Origin of the sequence: Cohnella zeiphila (assembly GCF_014212055.1) — a bacterium.
In the GTDB taxonomy this organism is placed as follows: Bacteria; Bacillota; Bacilli; order Paenibacillales; family Paenibacillaceae; genus Cohnella; species Cohnella zeiphila.
This window is the reverse complement of the sequence record NZ_JACJVO010000021.1, coordinates 146,390-170,262: the sequence shown is the minus strand read 5'-3', so window position 1 is coordinate 170,262 and position 23,873 is coordinate 146,390. Positions and strand designations below refer to the sequence as shown.

Below are 23,873 nucleotides of genomic sequence, written 5' to 3'. Positions count from 1 at the left end.
CTTCCAAACAACCTGTATGTTGACCACTACACCGCCCCATTAAGTTTAGTCTCATTTTGTCAACGATTCATAAATTCAGTGTAACTGCGAATCGTCTTAATGGTTTCCGTTGGATTCCAGGGCAAATATTTTATACCATGGGATGTGTTGAATAATACAACGCTTTCGTTGGGGGCAATCCCTCCCTGATCGCATAGATGTAACAAGGCAGCCCAAGTGGCTGAACCTTCTGGGGAAGAGGAAATACCTTCTGTACCAAGCGTGACCTGTGCCGCCTTGATGTCTGCTTGGCTGACGGCCACCGCAGCTCCATTTGTTTCTCGCAGAATGGAGACAATGAGGTTCCCGTCAGGTGGGTGAGGAACACGTAATCCGGTGGGCATGGATGATATGCCATTCGAAAGGGAGATCACAGGTCCCCCGCGTTCAATTGCTTGAACAATCGGATCGCAACCCTTCTCTTGGAAACTAACTAGACGAGGCAAATCTCCCTTTACCCAACCAAGCGCTTTTAGTTCGTGAAAAGCTTTCCACAGGCCAATAATCCCTGATCCTCCCCCTGTCGGATAAATGATCACATCGGGGAGAGTCCAGTTTAGTTGCTCGGCAAGCTCCAGCCCCATCGTCTTTTTACCTTCTACCCTTCCGGGCTCTCTCAAGGTCCCTACGTTGAACCATTGCTGCTCCATCTTTCCATCTTCGATAATTTGACCTGCATCATGAATGAGTCCTTCAACTCGGTAGACCTCGGCTCCGTATTGAAGGCATTCTTCTATTATGATCCCGGGGCAATCCTTCGGCACAAATACGTATGCATGCATTCCCGCCCGCCCGGCATAAGCTGCCAAAGCGGATGCTGCATTCCCATTGGAAGGCACCGCTACTTTCCGGAATCCTCGTTTGTACAAAAGCGATATCGCCACTGAGAAACCTCTGGCTTTAAAACTGCCAGTTGGATTCTGCTCTTCCCGTTTGATCCATAATTGTTTAACCGGCAATTTTTTTCTCCCAATTGGGAAGCCGGAGCAAAGGAGTAAACCCTTCGCCCAGTGAGATAATAGCATCCCTACTGTTCAAGGGTAGAAGTTCACGATACCGCCACATGGATGTAATTCGCTGCTGAAGCCGGCGTGGTGTCAATATTCTCTTGACCCGTTCAAGGTCGTATTCGACCAGTAGTGTCCCTCCGCAGTCACAGCGACCGATTAGGCGAAAGTTTTCCCGACGACCGCAGCTTGAACACAGGAGTTGGCATCTCCTCATCCCACGGCCTCCCTACTTTATCCGATACAAAAGACACTACGGTCAACATATATCGGAAACCCCAAAACAGAAACGGCACCTACCTATTTTTAATACATTTTGGTTGACCAGTGGCTATTTGGGCGAATATTCATACATTGATGCTAAACACCTTTGGCTATTGTATAGGAGGAATGAGCACTCGTGCGTCGTCTGATGTGCAAGGGAAGGATCCATCGTACTACCGTAACGCAAGCGGATTTAGATAGTGGTTTACTAAGATGGGGATGTTATATGAAGAGGAAATCACAAAATTGCAGCCCAGCGTAGTATTTGTGGATGACCGAAACCGGTTGCTCCAGGTGAAAAACGCATCAGATTGACGGATTCCAAAACAAAGGTGGTTAAGTATGGGCCAATTAAGCTGGAGCAAATGGAGTAAGCATAAAGTCTTGAAGGAATCTGCAGAGGTATTTGCCCATTTACCGGAAACACGATGGATGACAGAGAAAAGCTTTTGGAAACTTCTGAATAAGTATAAGGAAATTATCCTCAAACCGTCTAGTAAGTCAGGCGGATCCGGGGTTGTGCAAGTTTCCTCGGAAGATGGCGTCCGGTTTGAAGTTCATAGCGGACGATACAAGAAACAAGTCTCCGGCAAAAATGCTTTAATCGCCTACGTCCAAAAGTTATCGTCTCCCCACTACATCATCCAGCGGCGCATTCCGCTAGCCCAGGTTCATGGGCGTCCCTTTGACCTTAGAATTATGGTTCAGCGCAAAAAAAATGCGGACTGGAATGTCACCGGAAGACTGGCGAAAATTGCAGGAAAAGGCTATATCATCACAAATACCATAAGAAGCAACGGTTATGTACTGCCAGTCGAACAGGCGATCCAACGTTCTAATCTGAAACAACAACGGCGCATAAAAGGGGTCCTTTCCGAAATCGATCGTGTCGCCCTAATGGCAGCCGACCAATTACGCCGGTTCTATCCTGGAATTCGTACCATCGGGTTGGATATGGGCTTGGACGTCCGTGGAAAGGCGTGGATTATCGAAGCTAATTTTACCCCTATGACTTCCTTATTTTTAAAATTGAAAGATAAATCGATGTATCAAAAAATCTTGACCTATAAATAGGACGCGTAAACGAATAGTACTGCAAAATGAAAAGCAAACCTCCAGGAGATTAAACTTCTATCGGTTTGCTTTTCATAACTATATTATTGGTTTGCATTGTTCAGTGCAGTTAGCGAAGCATCCAAAGCAGACTTGCATTTGTTCGCGTCCGGGTTCTTAGAACGAACTGCCGCCAAAACGCTGTCGATGGTGCCGTCTATTTCGGTCCACGTTTTCCGATCGATTTTTCGAAGCTTCGGCTCGGCATCGTCCCAATCATGTTCCAATTGGTCGGCGCCCGTTTTCGCGTCCGCTAAATTGCTGGAATCGACATTGTTAAGAATATCGTTTTCTACATGGACGAAATCGGTTAGCTCCCCGGCTAATGTCGATTGGGAAGAATCGGTCTGCGACGAGATGTGTTGATTCATCCAGACATATCCCCCGATGCCGACTGCCAGAAAGACGCTCAGGACCGCCAAAGTTTGAGCCCACACATTCTTCGGGTTACCGTTTGTGCGGTTTGACGATACAGATTCGTTGCCGGAAAGAATATCGATCTTTGAAATGACAAGGTACAGGATAATCGCCAATATGGCGAGAAGAAAAATGATACTTGTCATGGTAGCGCCCAAACCTACGCCGCCATTTACTTTGGATTGGGACAAGTAGTCTCCCAGCGACGCTCCAAGCGGACGAGTGAATATATAGGCAACCCAAAACGCCAAAATTTCATTAAGCTTTGCAAATTTCCAGCACAGGATCACGCAGCCTATGATGATGACAACGACAATTCCGGTGTTAAGATAGCCCAGACCGAGCTGCTCGGAATACAAATCCCCGACTGCCGTCCCAAGCGCAAAGGTAAAGAGAATCGTTAGCCAATAAAAAGCTTCTCTTTTAACCGTATAAATCGAATGAATCGAAAGCGTTTTTTCGCTTAGGTACCAGAACAGGAACGTTAGTCCTAACAGGATGCTGAACACAATGGTGCTAAGCTCAAGCGGAACGCCGAATCCGTCGGTTAAATTATCGGTAACCAGCGTTCCGAACACGCTGATAAGCACAACGGCGAGCCAATAAAGTACCGGAACATATCGGGTTGCCCGGAATTGAAGATACATGACAACAACAAATGCGATTCCCATAAGAAGGGTCGTGAACGGCAGGCCGAGCCCCAGGTTGACGCTCAAAAAATCCGAGAATGTTTCTCCTACGGTCGTGCATAATACCTTGATGATCCAGAAGAAAATCGTTACCTCCGGAACTTTGCTAAGTATCGTCCTTGTTTGGTTCGGATTGGCCGACATTTCTTTTCCCCTTTCGGTTATGGGTATCACATCATAATTCCTTCACTTTTCCTCTGGACCGATCGCGTAATCGTCTCAGGAACCAAATCAATGCTGCGACAACAACGATCAGAGCAAAGCCGATACTAATGGGATGGATATAGTTCTCAACGGCTTTCCATTGTTCTCCGAGTCGATAACCCAAGTAGGCAAGCCCAATATCCCAAGGCAGGCATCCGAGAAAAGTGAATAGGACGAATTTTCCGAGCGGCATCCCAGCGATTCCGGCAGGCAAGGAGATAAACGTGCGAACGAACGGCATCATGCGTGTGAAGAAGACCGTCCTCTGTCCGTATCTGTCGAACCATCGTTGTGACTTCTCGAGGTGATGAGGGTTGAATAGCACATACTTGCCGTATCGATTCAGTATCCTCCTGCCTCCATACGCTCCGACGCAGTAGGCGACAAGCGAGCCGAGCACGTTGCCCATCACGCCGGCAGCAGCCACTTCCGCAAAGCCCAGCTGATGTTGCGCAACGAGAAGTCCGCCGCTTAACATCAATACTTCACTGGGGATCGGTATACATGCGCTTTCAAAAATCATGCCGATAAATACGCCCCATATGCCAATTGCGGTTACAAGGTTTAATGCGCTGTCGGAAATCCAATTCAACAGTCCATGCATGTACAGGTCTCCCGTTTTAAGCGTCGCGACATTCAATGCCAGTATCAAGTAATCTTTCAGCGTTTCTATCAATTGCTTCGCAGATTATACGCAAGCATCAGATTTATATGTACTTAGTGTAGCGTTCAATAGTAAATCGCAAATGAACAGCTTCTTAATTCATTCTTAACAACAGTTTAGGATCAAAATAGGAAGGGAATAAAATCTGCCTAAAGGAGTGGGAAGACCAGCGTCACCTTTGTGCCCAAACCGACATTGCTTTCTACACGAATCTCCCCCCCATATTTCTCCGTTAAGCGTTTGGCGATCGATAGGCCAAGGCCACTCCCTCCTTCATTCCGCCCCCTCCCTTTGTCAACCCGAAAGAAGCGGTCGAATACGAATGGAATATCCTTTTTATCAATACCAATTCCTTTATCTTCAACAGATAATTGGACATGCTCGCCAACGTCAAGAATGCTTATTTTTACATAATGATTCTTCGCCGAATATCGAATGGCGTTATCCAACAGGATGATCAGGAGTTGATGTAAATGGTGCCCGTCAACATTAATATGAAGACCTTTCGTAAGCTTTGCTTCTATCGTGAATTGAGGATACAACATTCGGTAATTTCGAATGAGTTCAATCGCGATGCGTTCAGGATCTATCGGTTCTGAATCCGTCTGATTTGGATACTGAGTCTCTTCAGATAAATCCAATAACTGATCGGATAACTTGCGCAATCGCACGATCTCTTCAATGGCAGCGGCAATGGATTCCTCTTGAACTGCAGGGTCGTTCTTTCCCCAGCGGTTCAATAATTTCAAATGACCTTCAATAATGGCAATGGGAGTTCGGAATTCATGCGAGGCATCCTCAATGAATTGGCGCTGACGATTAAAGGATCGCTCAAGCTCATCCATCATCTCATTGAAAAGGGAAGACAATCGGGATATTTCATCCCCGTTGTTTCGATAGCCGATTCTTCCGCTGACGCCTGTTTGTTTGATCACGTTCATGGCAGATGCCATTCGATTCAACGGCTTCAGCAAACTCCGAGCGACGATATATCCCCCGGCCATGCTTACGATAACACCAAGGGCACCGAAAGTAAGCATTAGACTTCGTAGCCGATTCTTCATTGCATCGATATTTTCTAGGTTCGTGACCAATTCCATGCTGCCTTTAAATGCAGCGGTATCGATCGGGGCGCGAACAACCAACAAACGATCTTGTCCATGGAGCAGCTCGGTAATGGATTCTTTATCGGCCACGAGTACCGGTATCCAATCGGCAGGAAGATTATTGGACAGAACCAAAACCACTTGGCCGGAAGAATCCAGCAATCTGAACAACTGATCATTCTGTACAAACCTCTCCATAAACCGCTTACTCTCATCCAATCCTTCTGAGTTCAACGGTTCTTCCTGTTCTGCGAAATATCCGGATATTTCGCCAGCGGTTCTTTGCAGCGTGTCTTTCTGAGAATCCATCATCCATTGCGTTACCGAATTGTACTGAAGGAGACTATATCCAATAAACAACAACAGAATCAATGATGTGGTTAATAAAGCCAATTTATACTTTAAGGGCATATCCTCACCCTTTCATTACATATCCGATGCCTCTAACGGTCTGAATGTATTGGTCGCCAGTCCCTAGTTTCTGCCGAAGGTAGCGAATGTAAACATCGACTACATTGGTCTCTGTTCCGGCTTCGAATCCCCACACAAGATTCAGTAACTGCTCTCTGGTTAATACATGATTCACATTGCGAAGCAGAACGATTAACAGGTCAAATTCCCGCTTGGTCAACGAAAGTTCCTCCCCATTGCGTTTAACCGTGCGGGTCCCCATTTCCACGAGAAGATCTTGAAATTCTATCGCCTCGTCCTTTTCCTCCTCCGACTCATAAACTCGTCTGAACAATGCTCGTATGCGAGCAAGCAATTCTTCGATTTCGAACGGTTTAGGCAAATAATCATCAGCTCCATTATCAAGTCCGGATACCCTGTCCATCACCGAATTTCGAGCAGTGAGCATAATAATAGGAGTTTTGTTTTTCTGGCTGCGAAGACGTCTACATATCTCGGTACCGCTTAGCCCCGGAAGCATCAAGTCTAACAAAATGAGGTCCCAGCCCTGCTCATTGGCTAAATGAAATCCCTCTCTCCCATTATGTGCGACAGTTATATCGAAACCCTCGTGTTCGAGTTCCAGCTCAAGAAATCGGGCAAAGTTCGGCTCGTCTTCGATAATGAGCAATTTTTTCATCCTCGGATTCTCCTCAGAAAAGGTTCAAAAGGGCAAGAATCCCCACTGTAGTAGGATTCCTGCCCATTGATCATTTATTCCCAATCCACAAATTAATCTTCATTCGTTTCTCCATCATTCTGCTGGTCAACACCGGTGCCGCCATTATCGGATTGAGCTTGATCGTCGGCCACTTCGCCATCGCCATCCGATTGCTCCTGATCGTCGGCCACTTCACCATCACCGTCGGACTTGACCGCTTGGTTGGCGACACTAGCGGAGCTGGAATTCACTTGGTCATCAGCCACTTCACCATCACCGTCGGACTTGACCGCTTGATTGGCGACATTAGCGGAGCTGGAATTCGCTTGGTCATCAGCCACTTCACCATCACCATCGGACTTCTCTTGATTGACAGATACAGAGCCATTATTTGTTGCGACTTTAGTAGTTACTGCCGTCGTCGAGTTGCTCTTGCCCGAAGCCGCATACGAAGAATGCAACCAAGTTCCCGATCCTGCGGCAATCACCGTAAGCAATGCCGCTGCAACCATCCATTTCTTTTTCATCTCATTACCTCCTGATTTGGGTTTGTCTAAGCCGCTTTTAACTATAGCAGCCCAACATGAGATCGCCTTGTGATTCAGATTAGAATTTGATGAGAAGTTATGGCTTATTGTCAAGAGCATAGGGTAAAATCCACTATTCTAGCGAACCCTTATCTACCTGTCCACATCACGTGAGTGAAAAAATTCTAACTATTGAAACGGTTTCTTTCTCAAACTGTTGGCGGAACTGAATTTATCGTTCCCGTTGGGAAATGGAGGTGAAAACTGACATGTTATAGTGAATCCTGTGAGCTCGGACAAGCCGAGTCTCAATCCCAAAGCATAGGAGGAAATAAGATGAATTTTCGATACGGCAAAACGTTGGCTGGTATTGCGCTGAGCTTTACGCTTCTTACTGGAGGCATCCTCGCGGTGAACTCCCCGGCACATGCAGCCGAGACCATGAGCCCTACGGCGGCTAACATCATCTCGACCGGAGAACGATTCATGGGAGTGCCCTATCAATGGGGGGCGGCTTCCGGGAGAACAGACCGTTTCGACTGTTCTTCCTTTACCCAGTATGTCTTTGGGCAGAACGGCATTAAACTTCCTCGCTCGTCCAAACAGCAATTAAAAGTCGGCGTTCCCGTCTCCCGCGATCAATTGCAACCGGGAGATCTTGTGTTCTTCTATAATCCGGTTCACCATGTCGCGATATACATCGGCAACGGGAAATTGCTGCATACTTTCGGCAAAGGCGGAGTTACGATCACCAACTTGAATACGGGTTGGTGGAACACGCATTACACCACGGCTCGTCACGTTCTTCCCTCCTGATCCAAAAGCGTAGCAGTAGAAGCCCCTACTGCCGTGGCAGGAAAACATCCTCGCCCGCAACCACTCAGGGTGCTCATACTGCCAAGACACATTCCTCCAGTTGTGATCAATCCGATAACAATGACAATGGCGGCAATGTCGAAGAAAAATATCCTAATTTCAAGCAAGTCCTCTATGGGCTTGCTTATTTTTTATGCTTTATAATAAATAATTCCAAAAAAAGTGCCCATTATGAGTGTATTCGACAACGGCCGTTTGGCTCTGCGTCGCGGCAAAATTCGAATTTGAAAAAAGAAGCATTCAATTAAGTTTGAAATACTGACATTCTTTATAGCTGCCTCTGCAGAATGAATTCTTGTACTCCGTGAGTCTTTCCCGGATCTCAAAGTAAATCCACTCACGGCCACTATAAAAATGGCTGCACTTTAATTTAGGGTGATTGGACGACACAACTTGGTAATGAGGACAAACAGTTGGATTAGTCATCCCTCTACGCCTCCCCCCTGTTTGCTCGCTCAACAAATCCGGACATCACTTCCTCCTGCGCCTTCGTATATCGCAGCAGCTGCTCTTTATCCGACCACCCCATATAAATCATCAGATCCTGATCTGTCATATCCGGATTGGAGCGACGTAAATCGCTTGCGCTCGTGTGGCGTAGATCGTGCGAAGACAGCGGTGAAATGCTTCGCTCCGGATCTGGGAAAGCCGCATCGTGCGATCTGCCGATCTCCTCCAGGATCTTATTAAGCGATCGAGGGTGCAGACGTTTATCCGATTTCCCGCTGGTACTCAAGAATATGCTCGGGTTTCGGCCGTTGCATCTAAGGGCCTTTCCTTCTCCAAATATTCCACCAGCGCCGTTCTGGCCTCGGCCGACAGGAAAACGGTTCTCTCCGTTTTTCGCTTTCCTCGAACGCGAGCAATTTTTGCCCGCCGGCCACGTAGGCAAGCAAGCTTAAAAATTGATCTTCCATCACTTTTCAGAAATCGCCCATCATTTTGAATTTCCGACTATCAAATAACGTTTCGTTATCGAGGCATACGATGTCTGCATTAATTTCCCTTGTAATTTCCTTCCACTCGCTTGTAGTGTCATAGCTTCGCTTGTTATTCGAGATCGATGTCTCAACCAGCCTCAAACATGTTTCTACAAGCAGGGGGTGAACAGTTTAGCTTACGGGGTCAAAGCCACACGGGCAGAGACGTTCTACCCCGGCTACCTGTAATAAACCCCTTAAGCACCGGTTTTTGCGGTCTTCCTCTAGCCACTCCTGGATGAGCGGCTTGAACGGATCCAGCTTGGAAGGCTGCGCTTGCTTCTGCTCTTTCGCTTTTTCCTGGAAGCCATCTGCTGCCATATATTTGCTGACCGTCTTTCGTGTAACGTTCAGACGCTCGGCGATTGCACCGGCCCCAGCCCCTTCGCCTGCAGTTCCTTAATCGTATCGATCTGGCTCATCTTCAGCATCTCCCGTCCCCGCACCTTTCGCTATTTCGCTACGAAGGGTATCGGTTTCTCAATCGTCGTTCGTTTTACCCGGCTCGATCATGAGGGGTAATTTTGCACGATTTTTTTGGGTACGGCACGACGAAGATTCGGGGTACTTTTACTCCAGAAGGGATACTCCGGCAGTTTGGAGTACACCAGTAGTTCGGCGAAGAAAAGCTGGTCAATTGTTTTTGTAACGAACTTTTTTTTTCATCGCAAAAACTCCCGCCTAAGTACCTTAGAGAGTGGGAGTAATGGCGAGAGAGTATTCGATTTTGTTTAGATTTCGGGGTAATTTGCTTTAGCGTTTCTAGGCTAGGTGTGCACAGTTAATCGACAGGCACATAAGACCACTTCAACACGTTTACTCATCTTAAATGCCTCTGCCTTTTTGGAAGGGGCGTCCTCTTCCCTTTTATTTTCCATTCGCAATCATGGTTCGATTGGGCGCAAGCGGCGGCTGTTCTAACCATTGATGTTTTGTCATGAGATCAAACCATTCTTTCGTGACCAAGAGGTTTCTTAGAATGATTTTTTCGTACTGCGCAGCGAGATCTTTTCGCATCGCGGATGCCAGACCAGTGCCATGATATGCTTGCGATGTTTGAATTAAAAATCCAATGTGGAACAGCATTAATTTGTCCGAGAAAGGGGAATCTTTGGAAGTTGTAACCCCAGTTTCCCACGACGTAGGAACAGGCAAATTATCGTCGCGCAAAATGTTGCCAAGCGCTTGAATTTGATTATTGGACACTTCCTGCGTCGACTCAAAAAACTTCCTCACGTCTTCCTGTTGTGTCACTTGGCTAAACGCAATGGAGAGCGTCTTCTCCATTATTTTCTTTTTCAGATTAAAGGAAAGAGCAATCATTTCTGTTGCACTTAAAGGGCGTTTGTTACCAAAGAAGCCGTCTAAGAACTTTTGACCCTGCACGTAATCAGGTTTTTCCTCGGGATAGAAGTAAGGATCTCTTTGGAATAGCCCTTTTTCCAACATCGATTCAATGGTTTTATGGTACATGATCTTCCCATCGTTGTCGCAACTGTCGTAAAATTCTCGCAGATCCTTTCGCACCGAAGCGGAAAGCGACGTGATATGTCCCAATAACCCATGAAGCGTTATGATGTGCAGGTATTGTAAACAGAAGGTATCTGAAAAAAGTCTTTGAGCCCCTGGAATCAGGTCGGATTCGTTAAATCCAATGGGGATTGGAAAACCTTCCTTCTCCAGAAACGTTGCGATTTGCTGTTTTTGTTTACCGAATGTCTTTACTGCTTCATCAAACAGCGTTTTTATGTTTTCATCTTCTATAATACCAAGCATGTATCGGTTCACTACATCAACAGCCGTTCCGTTTACATATTCCCCCCATAATGTCCCAATTTCAGCGGCAGTGAGTTTGACAGTCCCTTTGTCCATAAAAAATCTCCTCCAAACAATTTGTTTGCATCATTATTTGGAGAACCGTGTTGTTTTATTCACGTTACTGGAAGAAAACAGGTTGGATTCCGCTAACGGAGTACGATAGCAAAATAGCAGCACTATGGCGGTGAAGTCATCAACCTAATGGTCTCTCCAACTGATATTGCTACTGCCATTCTTGAAGAGATGGAAAAACCTTTTGATGGCAGAACCGTTCGATATATAGCCAGTGAGGAACTTACCTCCAATGAGGTCGCCAAAATATTAGGTGAAGCAATCGGTAAACCCTATTTGAAACATGGAGAAATCTCAGATAAAATGCTCGCAAATGCCATGCTAAAAAGAGGTATGAATGAGCAAATGGTAAATGGTTTTGTGGAAATGGGTGTGGCGGGTCGTACAGGTAAACTGTATGAAGATTATTACAAAAACCGCCCAACTTTAGGCAAAACAAAATTGAAAGAATATGCAAAAGCGTTTGCGACAAAATATAATCAGAAATAAGGTGTTCAATATTCTCCACTGACGAGCACACAAAGCCCAAGCTGTAACTAAGCTTGGACATAAGTAATCCACAGCATTTCATTTGTTATATCTTATACATTAAAGTGAACCGTATCATAAATTGCAATTAGGTGATTAAGCTAACGGGTAACGTTAGTTGAGCGCCGGCGCCGGCCGTCTTCGGGATCTGCGCGGCGCGATGCAGCGCTGAACTGACAATCGACCGGCCAGCTGCACCTGGCCAAGACGGCACTCAGGCGTTCGAGAAACTGAGCCAGTGGGTTGCCTTCGGAATTTGCGCGCGATCCGTCTCCAGTTGACGATCTGGCCAGCCGCCACAACGGTGGTCAAGCCGCAACAAGGAGTCTTATGCATTTGGGAACGCAACACTTAGCAGTTGCGGACAGATTAGAACAGGGCACAGAATACATATTCTGTCCCTGCCATAAAGCCTGTCGTTACGGGAAAAACAGTCCTTTTCCATAACAATTAACCACCATCAAAGACCACCGATCAATTTTCTTTAAATGCTTGTTGTTCATACTCCTTTGCACGTCGATAAAAGGTCGGTTTCGATAAACCGGCCTGTCTCATTGCTTCCGTAGCTGTCATTTGTCCATCCTTCCACTTTGCGTAAACCTGCATGAACACAGCGTTAATTTCCAATCGAGGTCTCCCGAAGGATACTCCTTCAGCTCGCGCAACTTCAATGCCCTCCGCTTGGCGTTGTCGATTCTTCTTTCGCTCCTGCTCGGCCACGTAGGCAAGCAAGCTTAAAAATTGATCTTCCATCACTTTTCCGAAATCGCCCATCGTTTTGAATTTCCGGCTATCAAATAACGTTTCGTTATCGAGGCAAACAATGTCTGCATTAATTTCTCTTGTAATTGCCTTCCATTCAGCAATGATTCCGTCATAATCACGACCCAAGCGGTCTAAAGCGTCGATGTAGACCAAGTCACCTTCTCGAAGCATTAAACGCATCGCCTGATAACGCGGCCGATCAAAATCCTTACCACTCTGCTTTTCAACAAAAATGTACCGCTCATCGATACCGAGCTCCCGAAACTTGACGAGTTGTCTCTCTGGATTCTGGTCTTTAGCTGAAACACGGACATATGCCAGCTTCAAATGGTTCTCTCCCCTTATATCGTCTCAAAAAGTAACTCGAATAAGTGAAACGTTCCTAAAGATATTTTAGTACATTTTGAGACGATATATATAGAGGATTTTTGACCGTCTCAAAAAGCATGCTTTTTAAGACGGTTTTCTACATAGAAGATGTCCTTACAGATATAAGGGCAGGCGCGTATAATCGCAATCGACCTGGTTACGATCTGCGCCGACACCGCGGGATCCGCTCAACTACAGCTGACGATCGGCCGACCACCGCGACGACCTGGCTTGCTGCAGATCGATCTGCCGGCAGAGTGATAGCCGGCAGAACATGGCCATGCGCATCCGGATCCGCTTAAACGCCGGCGACGACAGGCGGAGGCGTCTCGCTGGGAGCTCGAAGTCGCGCTGCGATCGATGCTGGCGGCGCGGCCTCCAGCAGAATGCGGGCAAATATAATTGTGGACTGGTTGCGGTGTTAAGCTAACGGGCAGGATAGCTGAATATTGTTATAAATTGAAATTTAGAGGTATTAGGATTATTCTGTAAGTTAAGGAGGGGATGACATGGTGCCGCCTGAACTTAAAGTCATTTCCGTAATAATAACCATTTTTCTCGTGCTTTGGTCTGGAGCTGCATTGTTCGCCACTATCAAACCCAAAACCTTTTGGAACATAACGCAAGGTTGGAAGGCAACAAGAGAACCTTCGACTGCATATTTTGTATTTTCTCGAATCGGAACTGCAATATGTGCAGCCATTGGACTTGTATTGTTAATCCAACCATATTTGCATTAACTGATTAAGCTAACGGGAAACGATAGTGAAGGGAGCTCCTACACAGCAGCTCCTTTTCTTTTGCTCAGCTAACGGGTAGGATAGTGGAATAAAATACCGAAATTGAAAATAAGTAATCTCGGGTAAAGGGGGAGCAACCGATGTTTCAAGATGGAAGTTATGTAGTAGGGTGGGGAACCCTGGCATTGTTAAATGCAGGCTTAGCACAGGGCAAAAATAGAAGCGGATTTAATTGGTTTTTGATTTCAATATTGTTGGGTCCCGTTGCTACATTTTTAATTGTTGTTTTAGATAAACCTGTTCAAGAATGAACAATAGCAAACGGATCTGGAAACCTGTCTTCGACTAACTGGGTACGATAGCAATCATTAGGACGGCAACCGACCAGACAATCGGCTGCCGTTTTCATTCAGCTAAAGGACAGGATAGTTCCATTTTATGATAATATTGAAGTGTCTTACGCCAGTGTAGTGGGGGTAAATCATGCAATGAAAGTTCGGAGGAATATCTGAATGTTTGAGATTAAATATGAAATCTTTGAAGATGATATTTCCGAACTTCAAACAATTGATATTCAGACTTTTACAAAAGAGTTTAATCAAATTTATGGTTGTTTTACTTTGAGCATAAATGGTATTGAGTATTTGCCATTCCCGTCTCGTGAGATGAAATTAGAGACGAAACGAATCTATTCTGAATTAATACTTACACATTTTGATCTTCTTATCGAAGCATATTCAGAGCTTCAAAAAAGCAACTATGTGGCACTAAAGTACATTGAAAACCCTTGGACTTGGCTTGAATTCATTAGAAAAGAAAATGAATTAATCGTTAGTAAGCTAAACATTGTTAACTCAGTGAACACCCCTGTTCAAACCAATTCCGAATTCTTCGTGAATGCCGAGAAAGAGGAAATTATCAACGAGAAGATACTTTGGAATGAATTAGAGACAGAATTGATAGCAAAAACAAAGGAGTTGCTAAATAATATTAGTTCGATCAATTGTCATATTCTAAAAGCAAAATGTTTTAATCAGATCCAACTATTTACCAATGATGCTTTAAGCTAACGGGTACGTTAAGATACTCCAAAAGCCTGCCGGCGTGATCCGCAGGCCATTATGCTAAAAGGCAGGGTAGTTTGGGAATAAAATCCACGTTAGATTATAAGTAGTAATGAACATGTATTGTGAACCATGCTTTCTACGGATTCGTATCTGTTCCGGTTGTCATTAGAGCTTGGTAGTGCTTGGAGGGAAATAATGACGAAAATTAGACTAGGGATTGCTTTTGTAATTTTATTGTTATTGATCACATTATTTTTTTATTTAGGCGGGTACAGATTAGACGCATCAGGTGCTGCCAGAGCGAACTCATTTATACCAAAAGATTCAGTTTTATTAGATGAAGTTGAATATCCGTGGGGAAAAGTTTTAATATTCGATTCATCTGAAAAGCCAATTACAGCATTAAGTTTCAAATCATTTGGTTTTTTATGGGTTTCATGAATGTCCACGTATTATTTTCATAACGAGGACCCCATTAAAACAATAGGCGGAATAATATATACGGATGACAAAGGCAGAACGGCGACCGTTCTGAGCGTTTTATTGAATGATCCCCAAGTATCTTATTTAGAGGTTGGACCTAGTGGGAACAGATTAACAAAGAAAGCAGAGTTAAATGTACCAATTACATTTTATTGGGATAAATCATTCCCATGGAATGATTTTAATGCAAAGGCTTTTAATGAATATGGAAAGGTTCTTTATGAATACCGCTATCCTGAAACAAATCATATTAGATCTGAGGATTTAAAATGGTACCCTGTTTTGGAAAAAAGTACGCAAGGAGATTAAACTAACGGGGAACAATAGCGTAGGAGTCGTAGCTGCGACTCCTTTTTGGTTTACTGAAGTAACTGGCAGTAGAATTCAATTGTCACACAATTAAGAACGTTAGGAGTAATGAATATGAACATCACTCGAACAACAGATTTTGAGTTGATTACATCCTTGAATAAGCCCATACACGAATTGCATGTATCCTTATACCCGCAGTATTTTACAGAATACAACTACGAGGCAATTCGGGATTCATTTGAGAGTTTGGTAAAAAACGATTTATTTATTTTTCTGCTTCTAGAAGATGCTAATGAACCGCTTGGATATGCATGGGTGGAGTTGAGAAATTATCATCAAAACGCCTTCACTAAAGCACGTCAAGCGTTGTTTGTCCATCAAATAAGCATAGTGAATGGCCAAAAGCGAAGGGGATATGGAACGGCATTAATGAACTACATATATGACTTAGCACGAGAACAGAGCATTGAAACCGTAGAATTGGATTACTGGGCTAACAATGAAGTTGCCAAGAACTTTTACAAAAAACAAGGGTTCTCGGGATATCGTGAATTTGTATATAAGAGTGTCTGATCGATGTTGAACAAACGGGTACGTTTAGTTCCAATATATGTTAGTATACAGTTATCGTCTTTATGGCGAAAAATGGATTAAGGAGGATAAATGTGAGGGGACGAATTGTTTATGTAATTGGAGCACTATTCATAATAGTATCAGGACTAATCTATACGATAGAACGAGCTATCGTTTATATTGCTGAAAATATCACACTCGCGGGTTTTTATGCGGGACGAATGTCTGGAAACGTACCAAACCCTACTATGCCGGCATTCAGTGATAACATTTTTGTACCACTATTCCTTATAATTGGTGTTATCATAATTGCTATTGCATTGATAAAGAATTGTTGGGATTACGTTAACGGGAAACGATAATTCAATTTTTCAGCCTGCCGGCGTGATCCGGCAGGCTGTTCAACTAACGGGCAGAACAGCATTCCAATCCGTGTGAAACAGAGAGTGCTGCTACTCCAAGAAGAAACGTGTTAGCTGCGACGCTATCTGTTCAGGAGCATGCATATCGGGCGCGTTGTGTTCAAGTCCGGGCAGTACGATGTAGTGGAGCCGATGAATTAGCTTCCCAAACTCGCGAACGGTAGCCGCTTGATTGAAAACGGTGCTCTCCGAGCCGCTCATCATCAGCGTTTCAGCCGAGATTGCCTCGTATCGCTTTAGCCCGGATGCCGCCTGATAAGCAGATCTGACCTCGTTTGGGAGGGAAGGTAGAAGGCGAGCCATAGAAGACCATTCAGGTTGCTCCGTTATGTGCCCGAACGCTTCCAAATGATCGTCGGGAATGTCCTGAGTGGAAAGCCCCTTAAAGAATAACTGCAGCGCCTTCCCATAGTTTCGCTCGGCGAGCGCACTCTCGTAAGCTGGAATCCATTTGATCGAAAACATGTCAGTGGAGATGGGCGGCTCGTACACGGCGACTTTTTTTAACGGATAGGAGATTGCCGTCTCAAGGGCTACCAAACCCCCGTAGCTGTGGCCGAAGAGGAGCTCCGAGCCGGTTTTTTGCAATAGCGCGACAAGATCTTCCCGCTCTTTATGTAATCCATAGTCGGGGCCTTGCGGTCCGCTGCTGCCGCGTCCCCGGCGGTTCAAGACATAGACTGTAAAGGAAGTGGAAAGCGTGCGGGCAAGTGTTTCGTAATTCCCAGCCTCACGGAATGTACCGTGAACAATGACCAGCGCAGGTCCGCTGCCTAGTGTTAAATATCCGATAGCCGTTCCGTCCGCGGATATGACATTCCCCGATGTGAGCGGCATCTCTTTATTGGACATAATCTATTGCTCCTTCATCAATATTATTTTAGTTCATGAAACAAAGTTACCTTCTATGCATGAACTAAATGTGAACAAAACGCATCGGAGTATCGCCAAGCTGCAGGCCGAATTCGATCGTCCTGGCGGCAATTCCGTGTTTAGTGCACGGACCTACGTTGCGGGCGATCAAATTGTTTGCAACGGGGATAGTCGTCAAGAAATAGATTTTGAAATGGGGATGGAGTTGAGGTGGACCGTAACTTCACGTAAAGTTATTCCGCTAACGAAGACGTTAGTTGAGCGCCGGCGCCGGCCGTCTTCAGGATCTGCATGCAACTGTACTGAAAATCGACCGGCCAGTTGCGCCTGGCCAAGACGGCACTCAGGCGTTCGAGAAACTACGCCAGCGGGTTGCCTTCGGAATTTGCGCGCTATCCGTCTCCAGTTGACGATCCAGCCAGCCGCCGCGACGATGGCCAAGCCTCAACAGGGAGTTTAAGCAATTGGGAACGCAACACTTAGCAGTTGCGGACAATCGAGTAAGAGGGGGCGACTAACCCCCGTCTTCTCACACCACCGTACATGCGGGTCCGCATACGGCGGTTCCAAAAGGTTAACAAAGCTGCAAGTAACGAGTAAGCAGACTTTTCAGCCCTTTCGCCTCCCAATAGGAGGTCGGAAGGGCGTTGTTTACGTTCCGGGACATTTCCCAAGAGCCTCGCCGGGAGTTGGCCATGACATAACAGGCCCACTCAGGTACTTTCAATGCCCTTAGTTCACGGATCCGCGTTCGCACTCGCTTCCATTGCTTCCACAGGCACATGCGCAGCCTCCTGCGAATCCAACCGTCGAATTGCTCGAGGTGTTTCTTCGCGGCAGCCAGTCGGAAGTAGCCCAGCCAACCCATCGTATAGCGGTTTAGCCGGCTTATCCGTTCCTCCATCGGCATAGATCGCGTACGGTTCGTCAGTTCCCGGACCTTGTCCTTGAACCGCGAAATCGTCTTTGGTGCCAATCGAATCGTCGCCTGCCTGTGGTTCATGAAGCTAAACCCTAGAAACTTGCGTTCCCAGGGTCTTGCTACCGCGCTCTTTTCCCGGTTCACTTTCAGTCTTAGTTTTCCTTCTACAAAGCGAATCACCGACGCCATGACGCGTTCTCCGGCGCGCTTGCTTGCCACGAGGATGTTGCAATCGTCCGCATAGCGGACGAAGTGCAGTCCTCTGCGCGTTAACTCCTTGTCCAGGTCGTCCAACAGGATGTTCGCCAGCAGCGGACTAAGCGGTCCGCCTTGCGGCGTCCCCTCCTCCGTTCGCTGACAAACCCCGTTTTCCATGACGCCGGCATTCAGATAGGCGCGAATCAGCTTCAGGACGCGTTTGTCCGTCACCTTACGTGCCACTCTGGCCATGAGCTTGTCGTGGTTTACCCGGTCAAAGAACTTCTCCAGGTCCATGTCTACCACCCAGCGCAGTCCGCTCTGGATGTGGGATTGTGCCTGCCGCACCGCATCGTGCGCACGCTTGCCCGGCCGGAAGCCGTAGCTGCTTGGAGAGAACGCGGCATCGAAAAGTGGGTTCATCACTTGCAGAAGCGCTTGCTGAAGCAGTCGGTCCATCACGGTCGGGATGCCAAGCAGCCGTACGCCGCCTCCGGGTTTGGGGATTTCCACCCGTCTGACGGGCGCAGGTCTGTAGGTTCCCGCGAGGAGTTCGGTCTTCACCGACTCCCAGTGCGTTTTCAGGTAAGCCTGTAGCTGTGCTACCGTTACACCGTCCACACCGGGCGCTCCTCCGTTTTGGACCACTCGCTTGTACGCGTCCCTGAGGTTCGCGCTACCGAGCATCCGCTCCAGCAAGTCGCCACTTGCTTCGCGAGAGGAAGGGACGATTGGTGCCGGCGTTGAACTCGGCGCTTCTGCATACCCTGGCGGCTTCACCGCTTCTCTTTGCAGTAAGCTCCCTTGCGGGATATTCGGCTGTCTTTGCTCATCGCGCGAACGCATCGGTTTCCTCTCTCCTTTCGGTTCGGTCCTTCCGCTTTCCGGCGTCCCGTACTTGCGTACTATGACCTCTGCTGACTCCTGTGGGTTCAGCGCAACCTCCCGGTTGCGGTTACGAAATGACTTCGCATTTTTTTTTTACGTCCCACAGGCCTCCCCAGATAAGAACGTCATCTGTCTGCCCGCGACCACCTAAGTTTACAGCTCCAGCCCTTGGCGGCTTTGGATTTCGTCTTGTCTAGGAGACTCATCCGACTGACGCTGCCTCGAATTAGGTTCGTGTACCTTGGCCCGTGCATTTGCCTCCGGCTTCCTTCAGATTCGGCCTCGCGGCCGACACCCTTGCCCTTGGCTACGGTAGGCGCTCGCCAGCCCCCGTTCGGGACTTTCACCCTAAAGATGACGCCCATGCTGGGCGTACGAAGAAACAGGGCACAGAATACATATTCTGTGCCCTGTTTATACTCTTATTAAATTTCTTATATTCGCCTAAATCGAAAAGAAGTGGCATTCTTCAAAGACTGTTCTAAATTGACTCTGGTGATTTCCTCAAGTTATACGTTTGCAAACGAGGCTCTTTTCCCACAAGGACATTCTTCGAATCGATCAAATTCCTCTTCAAAGTGATTCTTCGCCAACATAAATAAAATGACGTAATTCAGTGTCGGTACACCATCGCAACCCGGACACCTCAGCTGAAAGACTCCTATGATTCCCCCAATTAAAGATATGGAGTTCCTCTAACGCAGCAAAAGGTATCGAGCCTATATTTGATTGATTAGCAGCCGGCGTGTGCGAAAAGATTAATAGTTTTTCGGTAAGCTTAATCAATCTATCCCATTCGTCATCAGATGGGGTGCTTGCACCGCACAATCGCCCTACGTAAACCTCTACATTCTTTGAATCTTTATTCTGCTCCCAACCTTCTTGGGCAATTCTTGTTCCAAAGGTTTGTCTACTGGCAAGGCCGACATATAGAAGAACATTTGGCCCATAAATCGGATGATGGCCGTAAATTTGATAAATACCGTAGTCCTTTGATACATCACTAATCGAAGCCAACTGGCTTAATTTATACGGTCCATCCCAATCTAAGTCCACTCTTACAGTCATACAGTACGCTCCTATTCACTATATTACTTTTTCCTGCCGATTTCTCAGGACGGTATTTCTTTAATGTCCATTGCATTCATCATCATACTAATTAAGGGGGGTGTACGATCAGGCATGATCCCTGTTTCCCTAAACACTTGAAAATCTTCTTCACATTCTCGAATTCGTTCTAGAAATCCTGGACTGGATTTTAATACTTCTGACCGTTTCATTAACTCAACAACTTTAATATAGGGGGTAAGTTCTTTAACTTGATAAGGATTGAACGCCATTTTTTTCGACTTCGATTCCACATAGATTTGATCTTGATAATGCACGTAGTTCCATTCTCTTTCAGCCTTTGCCTGCTGTTCTTGTTCCTGTTGTTGCTTCTGTCTGGCAATTTTTAATTGAAGCTCTCTTTCTTCAGTTTCTCGTTGCGCGAGTTGATATCGATCATTCACTGTTTGAATGATTTGATCTCGTTCCACATCGGATAAATTTAGGAATTCCCAGTAAAACCCGTTCATGTTCTTGTTATATAAAAATAAAGCATCAAGCGATATGGATTTTTCTCCACCAATGACTTGGTACCAGCCATCCGGAATTTCCCTCTTTGAAGGTTGATCAGGCTTCGTCTGCAGCTGACTCACAAAGAACAAAGTGCCTTCGAATGAATCACTTACATACAGAAGTTTTTGTACTTGGAATTCTTTTAACGTAAGCTTAGGATCTTGAACAAGATAGTCTATTCCTACTCGATTATGAATTTCACGAATCAGAGATTCCCGCGATGAGTCCCGAGACAAGAAACTAAGAGAACCCTGTTCTCCAGGGCTAAGTGCTATTGCATCCTTATCTGGATGCCGCGCAAACTGGCTAGAATCAAATAGAAAGTATGCTTTATAACCGTTTTCTGCATATGCTTTTTGCTTATTCCTCAAGTATCGCTGATATTGATCGCTTCTTGTGCCGGTAACGTAGTCAATAGTCCATGTTTCGTCACCTGGCCATTCCACGATAAAATCAGGTACAAACTTGAGCTCCGTTTTTGACAAGTACCCTTCCTTGATTACAGCTCCATGGCGTGTGAGATTAATCAAAAGTTGATCTTTAATAATGGCTCTGCCTACTCGATGCTTTGGATGCTCATTCCGATTGGTGGCACTTACATAAGTTGTATAATTACGTGAGCCCGCACATTCATCCTTGCTTTCATGTTTAAAACAACAGGCTTTGCTCTCACTCAGCACGAGAAAGGTTGTCGCATTGCAACATTTGCAACGGAAGAGCCGCTTTTTAGAGCTTTCCCTATATTTAGAGTTTAACTGGGCCTCTATTTCGTGCCACGACAAGCCCTTGTTTTGCAGGTCCCAACGTTCATCTTCAATATAAATATCTTGGGTGAGCAGCGTCGATAGTTCCATTTTCTATCATCCTTTTTTTTAATCCCTTCGCTTACACTAACGATATCATTTCCACCCATTTTTTACCACATAATTCTGTCGATTAACTTAACACTCTTGCTTTTTATTTCTGAGGAGCTCACGACAAAAAAAAGAAGCCTTCAGATCAAAAGGCTTCTTATTGTTGATGCTTATGAAGATGCGCATAGGCATATCTGCGATCTTTCAATCGTTTAATCATTTTCTGTGTGACTTGAACTTGGATATTCGGACTGTTTCCGATTACCGGCTTTCCAACGTTATATGTTACTTTAACGGACGGCACCTTTACCCTTCCGGCTCGATCATCCGAGTTCGCTTGGCTGCTCTTTACAAGCTGATCTAATCGGATGGCCTTTTCGGCAAATTCTTCTGGATTCGGTTCTTGCCCCCACGTTCTTTTCAGCGGCCGATAATACCGAAGTAAGAAGGACGTGGCTTCTTTTTCATCAAGATCAAGTTTCTTACGGATTTCATTCATAACCGCATGAGCATAAAGTGATTTGGTCGCTTTAGTTTTCATAATAGTCCCACTCCTCCGTATAGTTTTGGGGAGTCACTACATCAATACGCTTTGACAAATTATATTTATAATATCCTTTAACCGTCAGCATTTCGTTTAAGTCTTCATTTAAGAAAGCAATTTGATCACCGAGCTCCAATCCGATAAGCCGTCTTCCTTCTTGCGAGAGCGTTATCCGTTCCCAAAACCACTTCAGGTCGGCTGGATTATCAATTTGACGGTTTTCTTTTCTGAATTTGGCAATAATATCACCGGTGTTATTGTCAGCCATTACCCCGCACACAATATCGGGGTGAAGCGAACAATTGCATGAGACATTGGAGCTGTCGAACCGGTGCTTTAAAATGAAATCTGCCCATTCCTTGCTTTCTGCACGAAAATCATGAACCGGTATATCTAAATTGTTTCCATCTGGTTCACAATTTAGTACCGCCACAGCAGGAAGTTCGCCTTCGGAGATGTTGGAGATCAGCGGCTGCCCCATCTTTCGATTGAAGGCAATAACATCATCGATGGACTTTCGCGCCCATCTCGTGGCCTGGTAAAGATCGATCGTCGTGTAAAACCCCGAACCGAAGTCTTTGTTGGCTCTGCAGTAGGCTTTGTTAATGGGCTTTTGTCTTATTCCCGGAATGGCCTTCATCTGCGTCCCATGGAATACTTGATTGGGCAGCGTGATTTTTACATCGAACTGTGCCACGAGCGTTTCCACCTTTATTTTATCATACTCAGCGACGCCATACTTGGATATTTAGCTCAAGATCATCTTCCTCAAGCTCGAGGTTCGCTGCAATAGCTTTCAGACGCTTCATAATACGTTCCGGCGTGCCAGTTTCTCGGAATGACATAATGAGACTTCCAATTAGCTGTTCTGCTGCGTCTGCGCCACCACTAACCACTAAGGCCTTGCTATTTTCCTTCTCCTCTTCAATTACGGTCCACTCTGCTTCAATTATCTTTTCTTCAGGGGATGTTGCTTTCGAATTCTCTGGCCGATCAACCGGATCGATATCTCCTCCGGCACCCTTCAGATCCACGGTTTTTAAATAATAATAATATTTGGAGAACTTCATATCCCAGGTTTCCCGGATCGACTTGTCCGTGAATTGCTTGCGCCATGCTCTAATAAGTTCACGTTTTAAACTCTTATCGGGGAGAGCCTTCCATTTCTCAAAAGGCATAATAGCTCTGCTGTTCTTTTCGAATTCTTGATCCCATTGTTTTTGCGTTAAAACCTTATTTTTCAAAGAATCGCCCTCCTACTCGACTTCAACCGTATCAAAGAGTTCACCTATACAACTTTCGCAAAGATATATTGATTTAAATTGGTTTAAGTCTTCTTGAGAATGACAAGCGGCACATCTGGTGGCGACGCCTTCTGCCTTCTCGAGAACAATCCAATCACCTTCCGTGTACATCTCTACAGGGTCTTTTCCCGATATCCCAATCGTTTTGCGCAATTCCTTAGGCAAAACGACACGTCCAAGAGGATCCAGGTTTCGCACCATTCCTGTGGGTTTTATATGTCGGACCTGGCCATTTATCTGCTTCGGATTTTTAAAGTAATTGATTTGGCGAAGAAGCCATTCTCGGTCACGGACTCTTTCCATACTGCTCAAAGATTCTTCCATAATTCTAACAAGCAGCAATTTCATTGATTCTGCATTCGATGGGAGACGCCTGTCTTTGGCTTGACTCATGTAAATCAGCTCCCTTTTGTAAGGATTAATTTCAGTATACATGAAAAAGATTTTCAAAATAACGGATTCTAAGGTAATTCAGCTCAACTTTCAACTATAAATCAAAAGACTGTTTTGGATAGAGGGGGAAA

General features: G+C 45.6%; 26 protein-coding genes and 1 pseudogene. 9 read left to right on the top strand and 18 right to left on the bottom strand.

Going from position 1 to position 23,873, the window contains the following annotated elements:
* Positions 1-59: 59 nt before the first annotated feature.
* On the bottom strand, positions 60-998 hold the full coding sequence (locus H7C18_RS17475) for a threonine synthase (RefSeq protein WP_238357762.1): 939 nt from the start codon (positions 996-998) through the stop codon (positions 60-62).
* A gap of 654 nt (positions 999-1,652) precedes the next feature.
* Between H7C18_RS17475 and H7C18_RS17470 the strand changes: the two genes are divergently transcribed.
* Entirely contained in the window at positions 1,653-2,384 is a 732-nt protein-coding gene (locus tag H7C18_RS17470) for a YheC/YheD family protein (RefSeq protein WP_185130372.1), read from the top strand.
* An 83-nt stretch (positions 2,385-2,467) separates the two neighbouring features.
* Here the strand turns inward: H7C18_RS17470 and H7C18_RS17465 are convergent, their stop codons facing one another.
* From H7C18_RS17465 to H7C18_RS17445, 5 genes are all read right to left on the bottom strand, one after another.
* Positions 2,468-3,673 (bottom strand): COG4705 family protein, encoded by a 1,206-nt coding sequence (locus tag H7C18_RS17465; RefSeq protein WP_185130371.1) that lies wholly within the window; start codon positions 3,671-3,673, stop codon positions 2,468-2,470.
* 31 nt (positions 3,674-3,704) lie between these two features.
* Complete coding sequence (locus tag H7C18_RS17460) at positions 3,705-4,337, bottom strand: DedA family protein (RefSeq protein WP_185130370.1); 633 nt, start codon at positions 4,335-4,337, stop codon at positions 3,705-3,707.
* 209 nt (positions 4,338-4,546) lie between these two features.
* A complete protein-coding gene (locus tag H7C18_RS17455; protein ID WP_185130369.1) occupies positions 4,547-5,914 on the bottom strand; it encodes a sensor histidine kinase in 1,368 nt (455 codons plus the stop codon).
* A gap of 4 nt (positions 5,915-5,918) precedes the next feature.
* Positions 5,919-6,593, bottom strand: coding sequence for a response regulator transcription factor (locus H7C18_RS17450; RefSeq protein WP_185130368.1), 675 nt, complete (start codon positions 6,591-6,593; stop codon positions 5,919-5,921).
* 92 nt (positions 6,594-6,685) lie between these two features.
* Positions 6,686-7,141 carry a hypothetical protein gene (locus tag H7C18_RS17445; RefSeq protein ID WP_185130367.1) on the bottom strand — a complete coding sequence of 152 codons (456 nt, stop codon included), beginning with the start codon at positions 7,139-7,141 and terminating at the stop codon, positions 6,686-6,688.
* 336 nt (positions 7,142-7,477) lie between these two features.
* On the opposite strand from H7C18_RS17445, the gene H7C18_RS17440 reads away from it, so the two are divergent.
* Entirely contained in the window at positions 7,478-7,957 is a 480-nt protein-coding gene (locus H7C18_RS17440; RefSeq protein WP_185130366.1) for a C40 family peptidase, read from the top strand.
* A gap of 490 nt (positions 7,958-8,447) precedes the next feature.
* On the opposite strand, the gene H7C18_RS36045 is transcribed toward H7C18_RS17440, so the two are convergent.
* The 3 genes and pseudogenes from H7C18_RS36045 to H7C18_RS17430 form a co-directional block, all read right to left on the bottom strand.
* On the bottom strand, positions 8,448-8,909 hold the full coding sequence (locus tag H7C18_RS36045) for a tyrosine-type recombinase/integrase (protein ID WP_420481867.1): 462 nt from the start codon (positions 8,907-8,909) through the stop codon (positions 8,448-8,450).
* A gap of 34 nt (positions 8,910-8,943) precedes the next feature.
* Positions 8,944-9,063: pseudogene (locus tag H7C18_RS35185) on the bottom strand (recombinase family protein); the annotation flags it as partial.
* Positions 9,064-9,864: 801 nt separating this feature from the next.
* Positions 9,865-10,869: a DUF3231 family protein gene (locus tag H7C18_RS17430; protein ID WP_185130364.1), complete on the bottom strand. Its 1,005-nt coding sequence runs from the start codon at positions 10,867-10,869 to the stop codon at positions 9,865-9,867.
* 147 nt (positions 10,870-11,016) lie between these two features.
* On the opposite strand from H7C18_RS17430, the gene H7C18_RS17425 reads away from it, so the two are divergent.
* Complete coding sequence (locus tag H7C18_RS17425; RefSeq protein ID WP_185130363.1) at positions 11,017-11,376, top strand: Rossmann-fold NAD(P)-binding domain-containing protein; 360 nt, start codon at positions 11,017-11,019, stop codon at positions 11,374-11,376.
* Between the two features lie 513 nt (positions 11,377-11,889).
* On the opposite strand, the gene H7C18_RS17420 is transcribed toward H7C18_RS17425, so the two are convergent.
* Positions 11,890-12,507, bottom strand: a complete 618-nt coding sequence (locus H7C18_RS17420) for a recombinase family protein (protein ID WP_185130362.1) — start codon at positions 12,505-12,507, stop codon at positions 11,890-11,892.
* Between the two features lie 551 nt (positions 12,508-13,058).
* On the opposite strand from H7C18_RS17420, the gene H7C18_RS36040 reads away from it, so the two are divergent.
* From H7C18_RS36040 to H7C18_RS17395, 6 genes are all read left to right on the top strand, one after another.
* Positions 13,059-13,289 carry a DUF6199 family natural product biosynthesis protein gene (locus tag H7C18_RS36040; protein ID WP_420481866.1) on the top strand — a complete coding sequence of 77 codons (231 nt, stop codon included), beginning with the start codon at positions 13,059-13,061 and terminating at the stop codon, positions 13,287-13,289.
* A gap of 140 nt (positions 13,290-13,429) precedes the next feature.
* Positions 13,430-13,600, top strand: coding sequence for a hypothetical protein (locus tag H7C18_RS17415; RefSeq protein ID WP_185130361.1), 171 nt, complete (start codon positions 13,430-13,432; stop codon positions 13,598-13,600).
* Positions 13,601-13,801: 201 nt separating this feature from the next.
* On the top strand, positions 13,802-14,359 hold the full coding sequence (locus tag H7C18_RS17410) for a hypothetical protein (protein ID WP_185130360.1): 558 nt from the start codon (positions 13,802-13,804) through the stop codon (positions 14,357-14,359).
* A 192-nt stretch (positions 14,360-14,551) separates the two neighbouring features.
* Positions 14,552-14,797, top strand: coding sequence for a hypothetical protein (locus tag H7C18_RS17405; RefSeq protein WP_185130359.1), 246 nt, complete (start codon positions 14,552-14,554; stop codon positions 14,795-14,797).
* Positions 14,798-15,148 (top strand): hypothetical protein, encoded by a 351-nt coding sequence (locus tag H7C18_RS17400; RefSeq protein ID WP_185130358.1) that lies wholly within the window; start codon positions 14,798-14,800, stop codon positions 15,146-15,148.
* A gap of 114 nt (positions 15,149-15,262) precedes the next feature.
* Complete coding sequence (locus tag H7C18_RS17395) at positions 15,263-15,724, top strand: GNAT family N-acetyltransferase (protein ID WP_185130357.1); 462 nt, start codon at positions 15,263-15,265, stop codon at positions 15,722-15,724.
* Between the two features lie 452 nt (positions 15,725-16,176).
* Here the strand turns inward: H7C18_RS17395 and H7C18_RS17390 are convergent, their stop codons facing one another.
* From H7C18_RS17390 to H7C18_RS34835, 8 genes are all read right to left on the bottom strand, one after another.
* Positions 16,177-16,998 carry an alpha/beta fold hydrolase gene (locus H7C18_RS17390; RefSeq protein ID WP_185130356.1) on the bottom strand — a complete coding sequence of 274 codons (822 nt, stop codon included), beginning with the start codon at positions 16,996-16,998 and terminating at the stop codon, positions 16,177-16,179.
* A gap of 595 nt (positions 16,999-17,593) precedes the next feature.
* Positions 17,594-18,985 carry a group II intron reverse transcriptase/maturase gene (gene ltrA / locus H7C18_RS17385; RefSeq protein WP_185130355.1) on the bottom strand — a complete coding sequence of 464 codons (1,392 nt, stop codon included), beginning with the start codon at positions 18,983-18,985 and terminating at the stop codon, positions 17,594-17,596.
* 615 nt (positions 18,986-19,600) lie between these two features.
* Positions 19,601-20,095, bottom strand: a complete 495-nt coding sequence (locus tag H7C18_RS17380) for a hypothetical protein (protein WP_185130354.1) — start codon at positions 20,093-20,095, stop codon at positions 19,601-19,603.
* A gap of 44 nt (positions 20,096-20,139) precedes the next feature.
* The gene (locus tag H7C18_RS17375) at positions 20,140-21,501 is read right to left on the bottom strand and encodes a hypothetical protein (RefSeq protein WP_185130353.1); all 1,362 of its coding nucleotides are present in this window, start codon (positions 21,499-21,501) and stop codon (positions 20,140-20,142) included.
* A 157-nt stretch (positions 21,502-21,658) separates the two neighbouring features.
* Positions 21,659-22,042, bottom strand: a complete 384-nt coding sequence (locus H7C18_RS17370; protein ID WP_185130352.1) for a hypothetical protein — start codon at positions 22,040-22,042, stop codon at positions 21,659-21,661.
* A complete protein-coding gene (locus H7C18_RS17365; RefSeq protein ID WP_185130351.1) occupies positions 22,032-22,742 on the bottom strand; it encodes a DUF3990 domain-containing protein in 711 nt (236 codons plus the stop codon). Before H7C18_RS17365 ends, H7C18_RS17370 begins: the two co-directional genes overlap by 11 nt.
* 28 nt (positions 22,743-22,770) lie before the next feature.
* The gene (locus H7C18_RS17360; protein ID WP_185130350.1) at positions 22,771-23,289 is read right to left on the bottom strand and encodes a hypothetical protein; all 519 of its coding nucleotides are present in this window, start codon (positions 23,287-23,289) and stop codon (positions 22,771-22,773) included.
* A 12-nt stretch (positions 23,290-23,301) separates the two neighbouring features.
* Entirely contained in the window at positions 23,302-23,742 is a 441-nt protein-coding gene (locus H7C18_RS34835; protein WP_202887112.1) for an AbrB/MazE/SpoVT family DNA-binding domain-containing protein, read from the bottom strand.
* Positions 23,743-23,873: the final 131 nt, after the last annotated feature.

Excerpts from the sequence above, each read along its gene's own strand:
- H7C18_RS17410 (WP_185130360.1), top strand. The coding sequence starts at position 13,802 with ATGTTTGAGATTAAATATGAAATCTTTGAAGATGATATTTCCGAACTT.
- H7C18_RS17440 (WP_185130366.1), top strand. The coding sequence starts at position 7,478 with ATGAATTTTCGATACGGCAAAACGTTGGCTGGTATTGCGCTGAGCTTT.
- H7C18_RS34835 (WP_202887112.1), bottom strand. The coding sequence starts at position 23,742 with ATGAGTCAAGCCAAAGACAGGCGTCTCCCATCGAATGCAGAATCAATG.
- H7C18_RS17425 (WP_185130363.1), top strand. The coding sequence starts at position 11,017 with ATGGTCTCTCCAACTGATATTGCTACTGCCATTCTTGAAGAGATGGAA.
- H7C18_RS36040 (WP_420481866.1), top strand. The coding sequence starts at position 13,059 with ATGGTGCCGCCTGAACTTAAAGTCATTTCCGTAATAATAACCATTTTT.
- H7C18_RS17395 (WP_185130357.1), top strand. The coding sequence starts at position 15,263 with ATGAACATCACTCGAACAACAGATTTTGAGTTGATTACATCCTTGAAT.
- H7C18_RS17390 (WP_185130356.1), bottom strand. The coding sequence starts at position 16,998 with ATGTCCAATAAAGAGATGCCGCTCACATCGGGGAATGTCATATCCGCG.
- H7C18_RS17430 (WP_185130364.1), bottom strand. The coding sequence starts at position 10,869 with ATGGACAAAGGGACTGTCAAACTCACTGCCGCTGAAATTGGGACATTA.
- H7C18_RS17405 (WP_185130359.1), top strand. The coding sequence starts at position 14,552 with ATGACGAAAATTAGACTAGGGATTGCTTTTGTAATTTTATTGTTATTG.
- H7C18_RS17415 (WP_185130361.1), top strand. The coding sequence starts at position 13,430 with ATGTTTCAAGATGGAAGTTATGTAGTAGGGTGGGGAACCCTGGCATTG.
- H7C18_RS17445 (WP_185130367.1), bottom strand. The coding sequence starts at position 7,141 with ATGAAAAAGAAATGGATGGTTGCAGCGGCATTGCTTACGGTGATTGCC.
- H7C18_RS17370 (WP_185130352.1), bottom strand. The coding sequence starts at position 22,042 with ATGAAAACTAAAGCGACCAAATCACTTTATGCTCATGCGGTTATGAAT.
- H7C18_RS17375 (WP_185130353.1), bottom strand. The coding sequence starts at position 21,501 with ATGGAACTATCGACGCTGCTCACCCAAGATATTTATATTGAAGATGAA.
- H7C18_RS17400 (WP_185130358.1), top strand. The coding sequence starts at position 14,798 with ATGTCCACGTATTATTTTCATAACGAGGACCCCATTAAAACAATAGGC.
- H7C18_RS17455 (WP_185130369.1), bottom strand. The coding sequence starts at position 5,914 with ATGCCCTTAAAGTATAAATTGGCTTTATTAACCACATCATTGATTCTG.
- H7C18_RS17470 (WP_185130372.1), top strand. The coding sequence starts at position 1,653 with ATGGGCCAATTAAGCTGGAGCAAATGGAGTAAGCATAAAGTCTTGAAG.
- H7C18_RS17465 (WP_185130371.1), bottom strand. The coding sequence starts at position 3,673 with ATGTCGGCCAATCCGAACCAAACAAGGACGATACTTAGCAAAGTTCCG.
- ltrA (WP_185130355.1), bottom strand. The coding sequence starts at position 18,985 with ATGCGTTCGCGCGATGAGCAAAGACAGCCGAATATCCCGCAAGGGAGC.
- H7C18_RS17380 (WP_185130354.1), bottom strand. The coding sequence starts at position 20,095 with ATGACTGTAAGAGTGGACTTAGATTGGGATGGACCGTATAAATTAAGC.
- H7C18_RS17450 (WP_185130368.1), bottom strand. The coding sequence starts at position 6,593 with ATGAAAAAATTGCTCATTATCGAAGACGAGCCGAACTTTGCCCGATTT.
- H7C18_RS17460 (WP_185130370.1), bottom strand. The coding sequence starts at position 4,337 with ATGCATGGACTGTTGAATTGGATTTCCGACAGCGCATTAAACCTTGTA.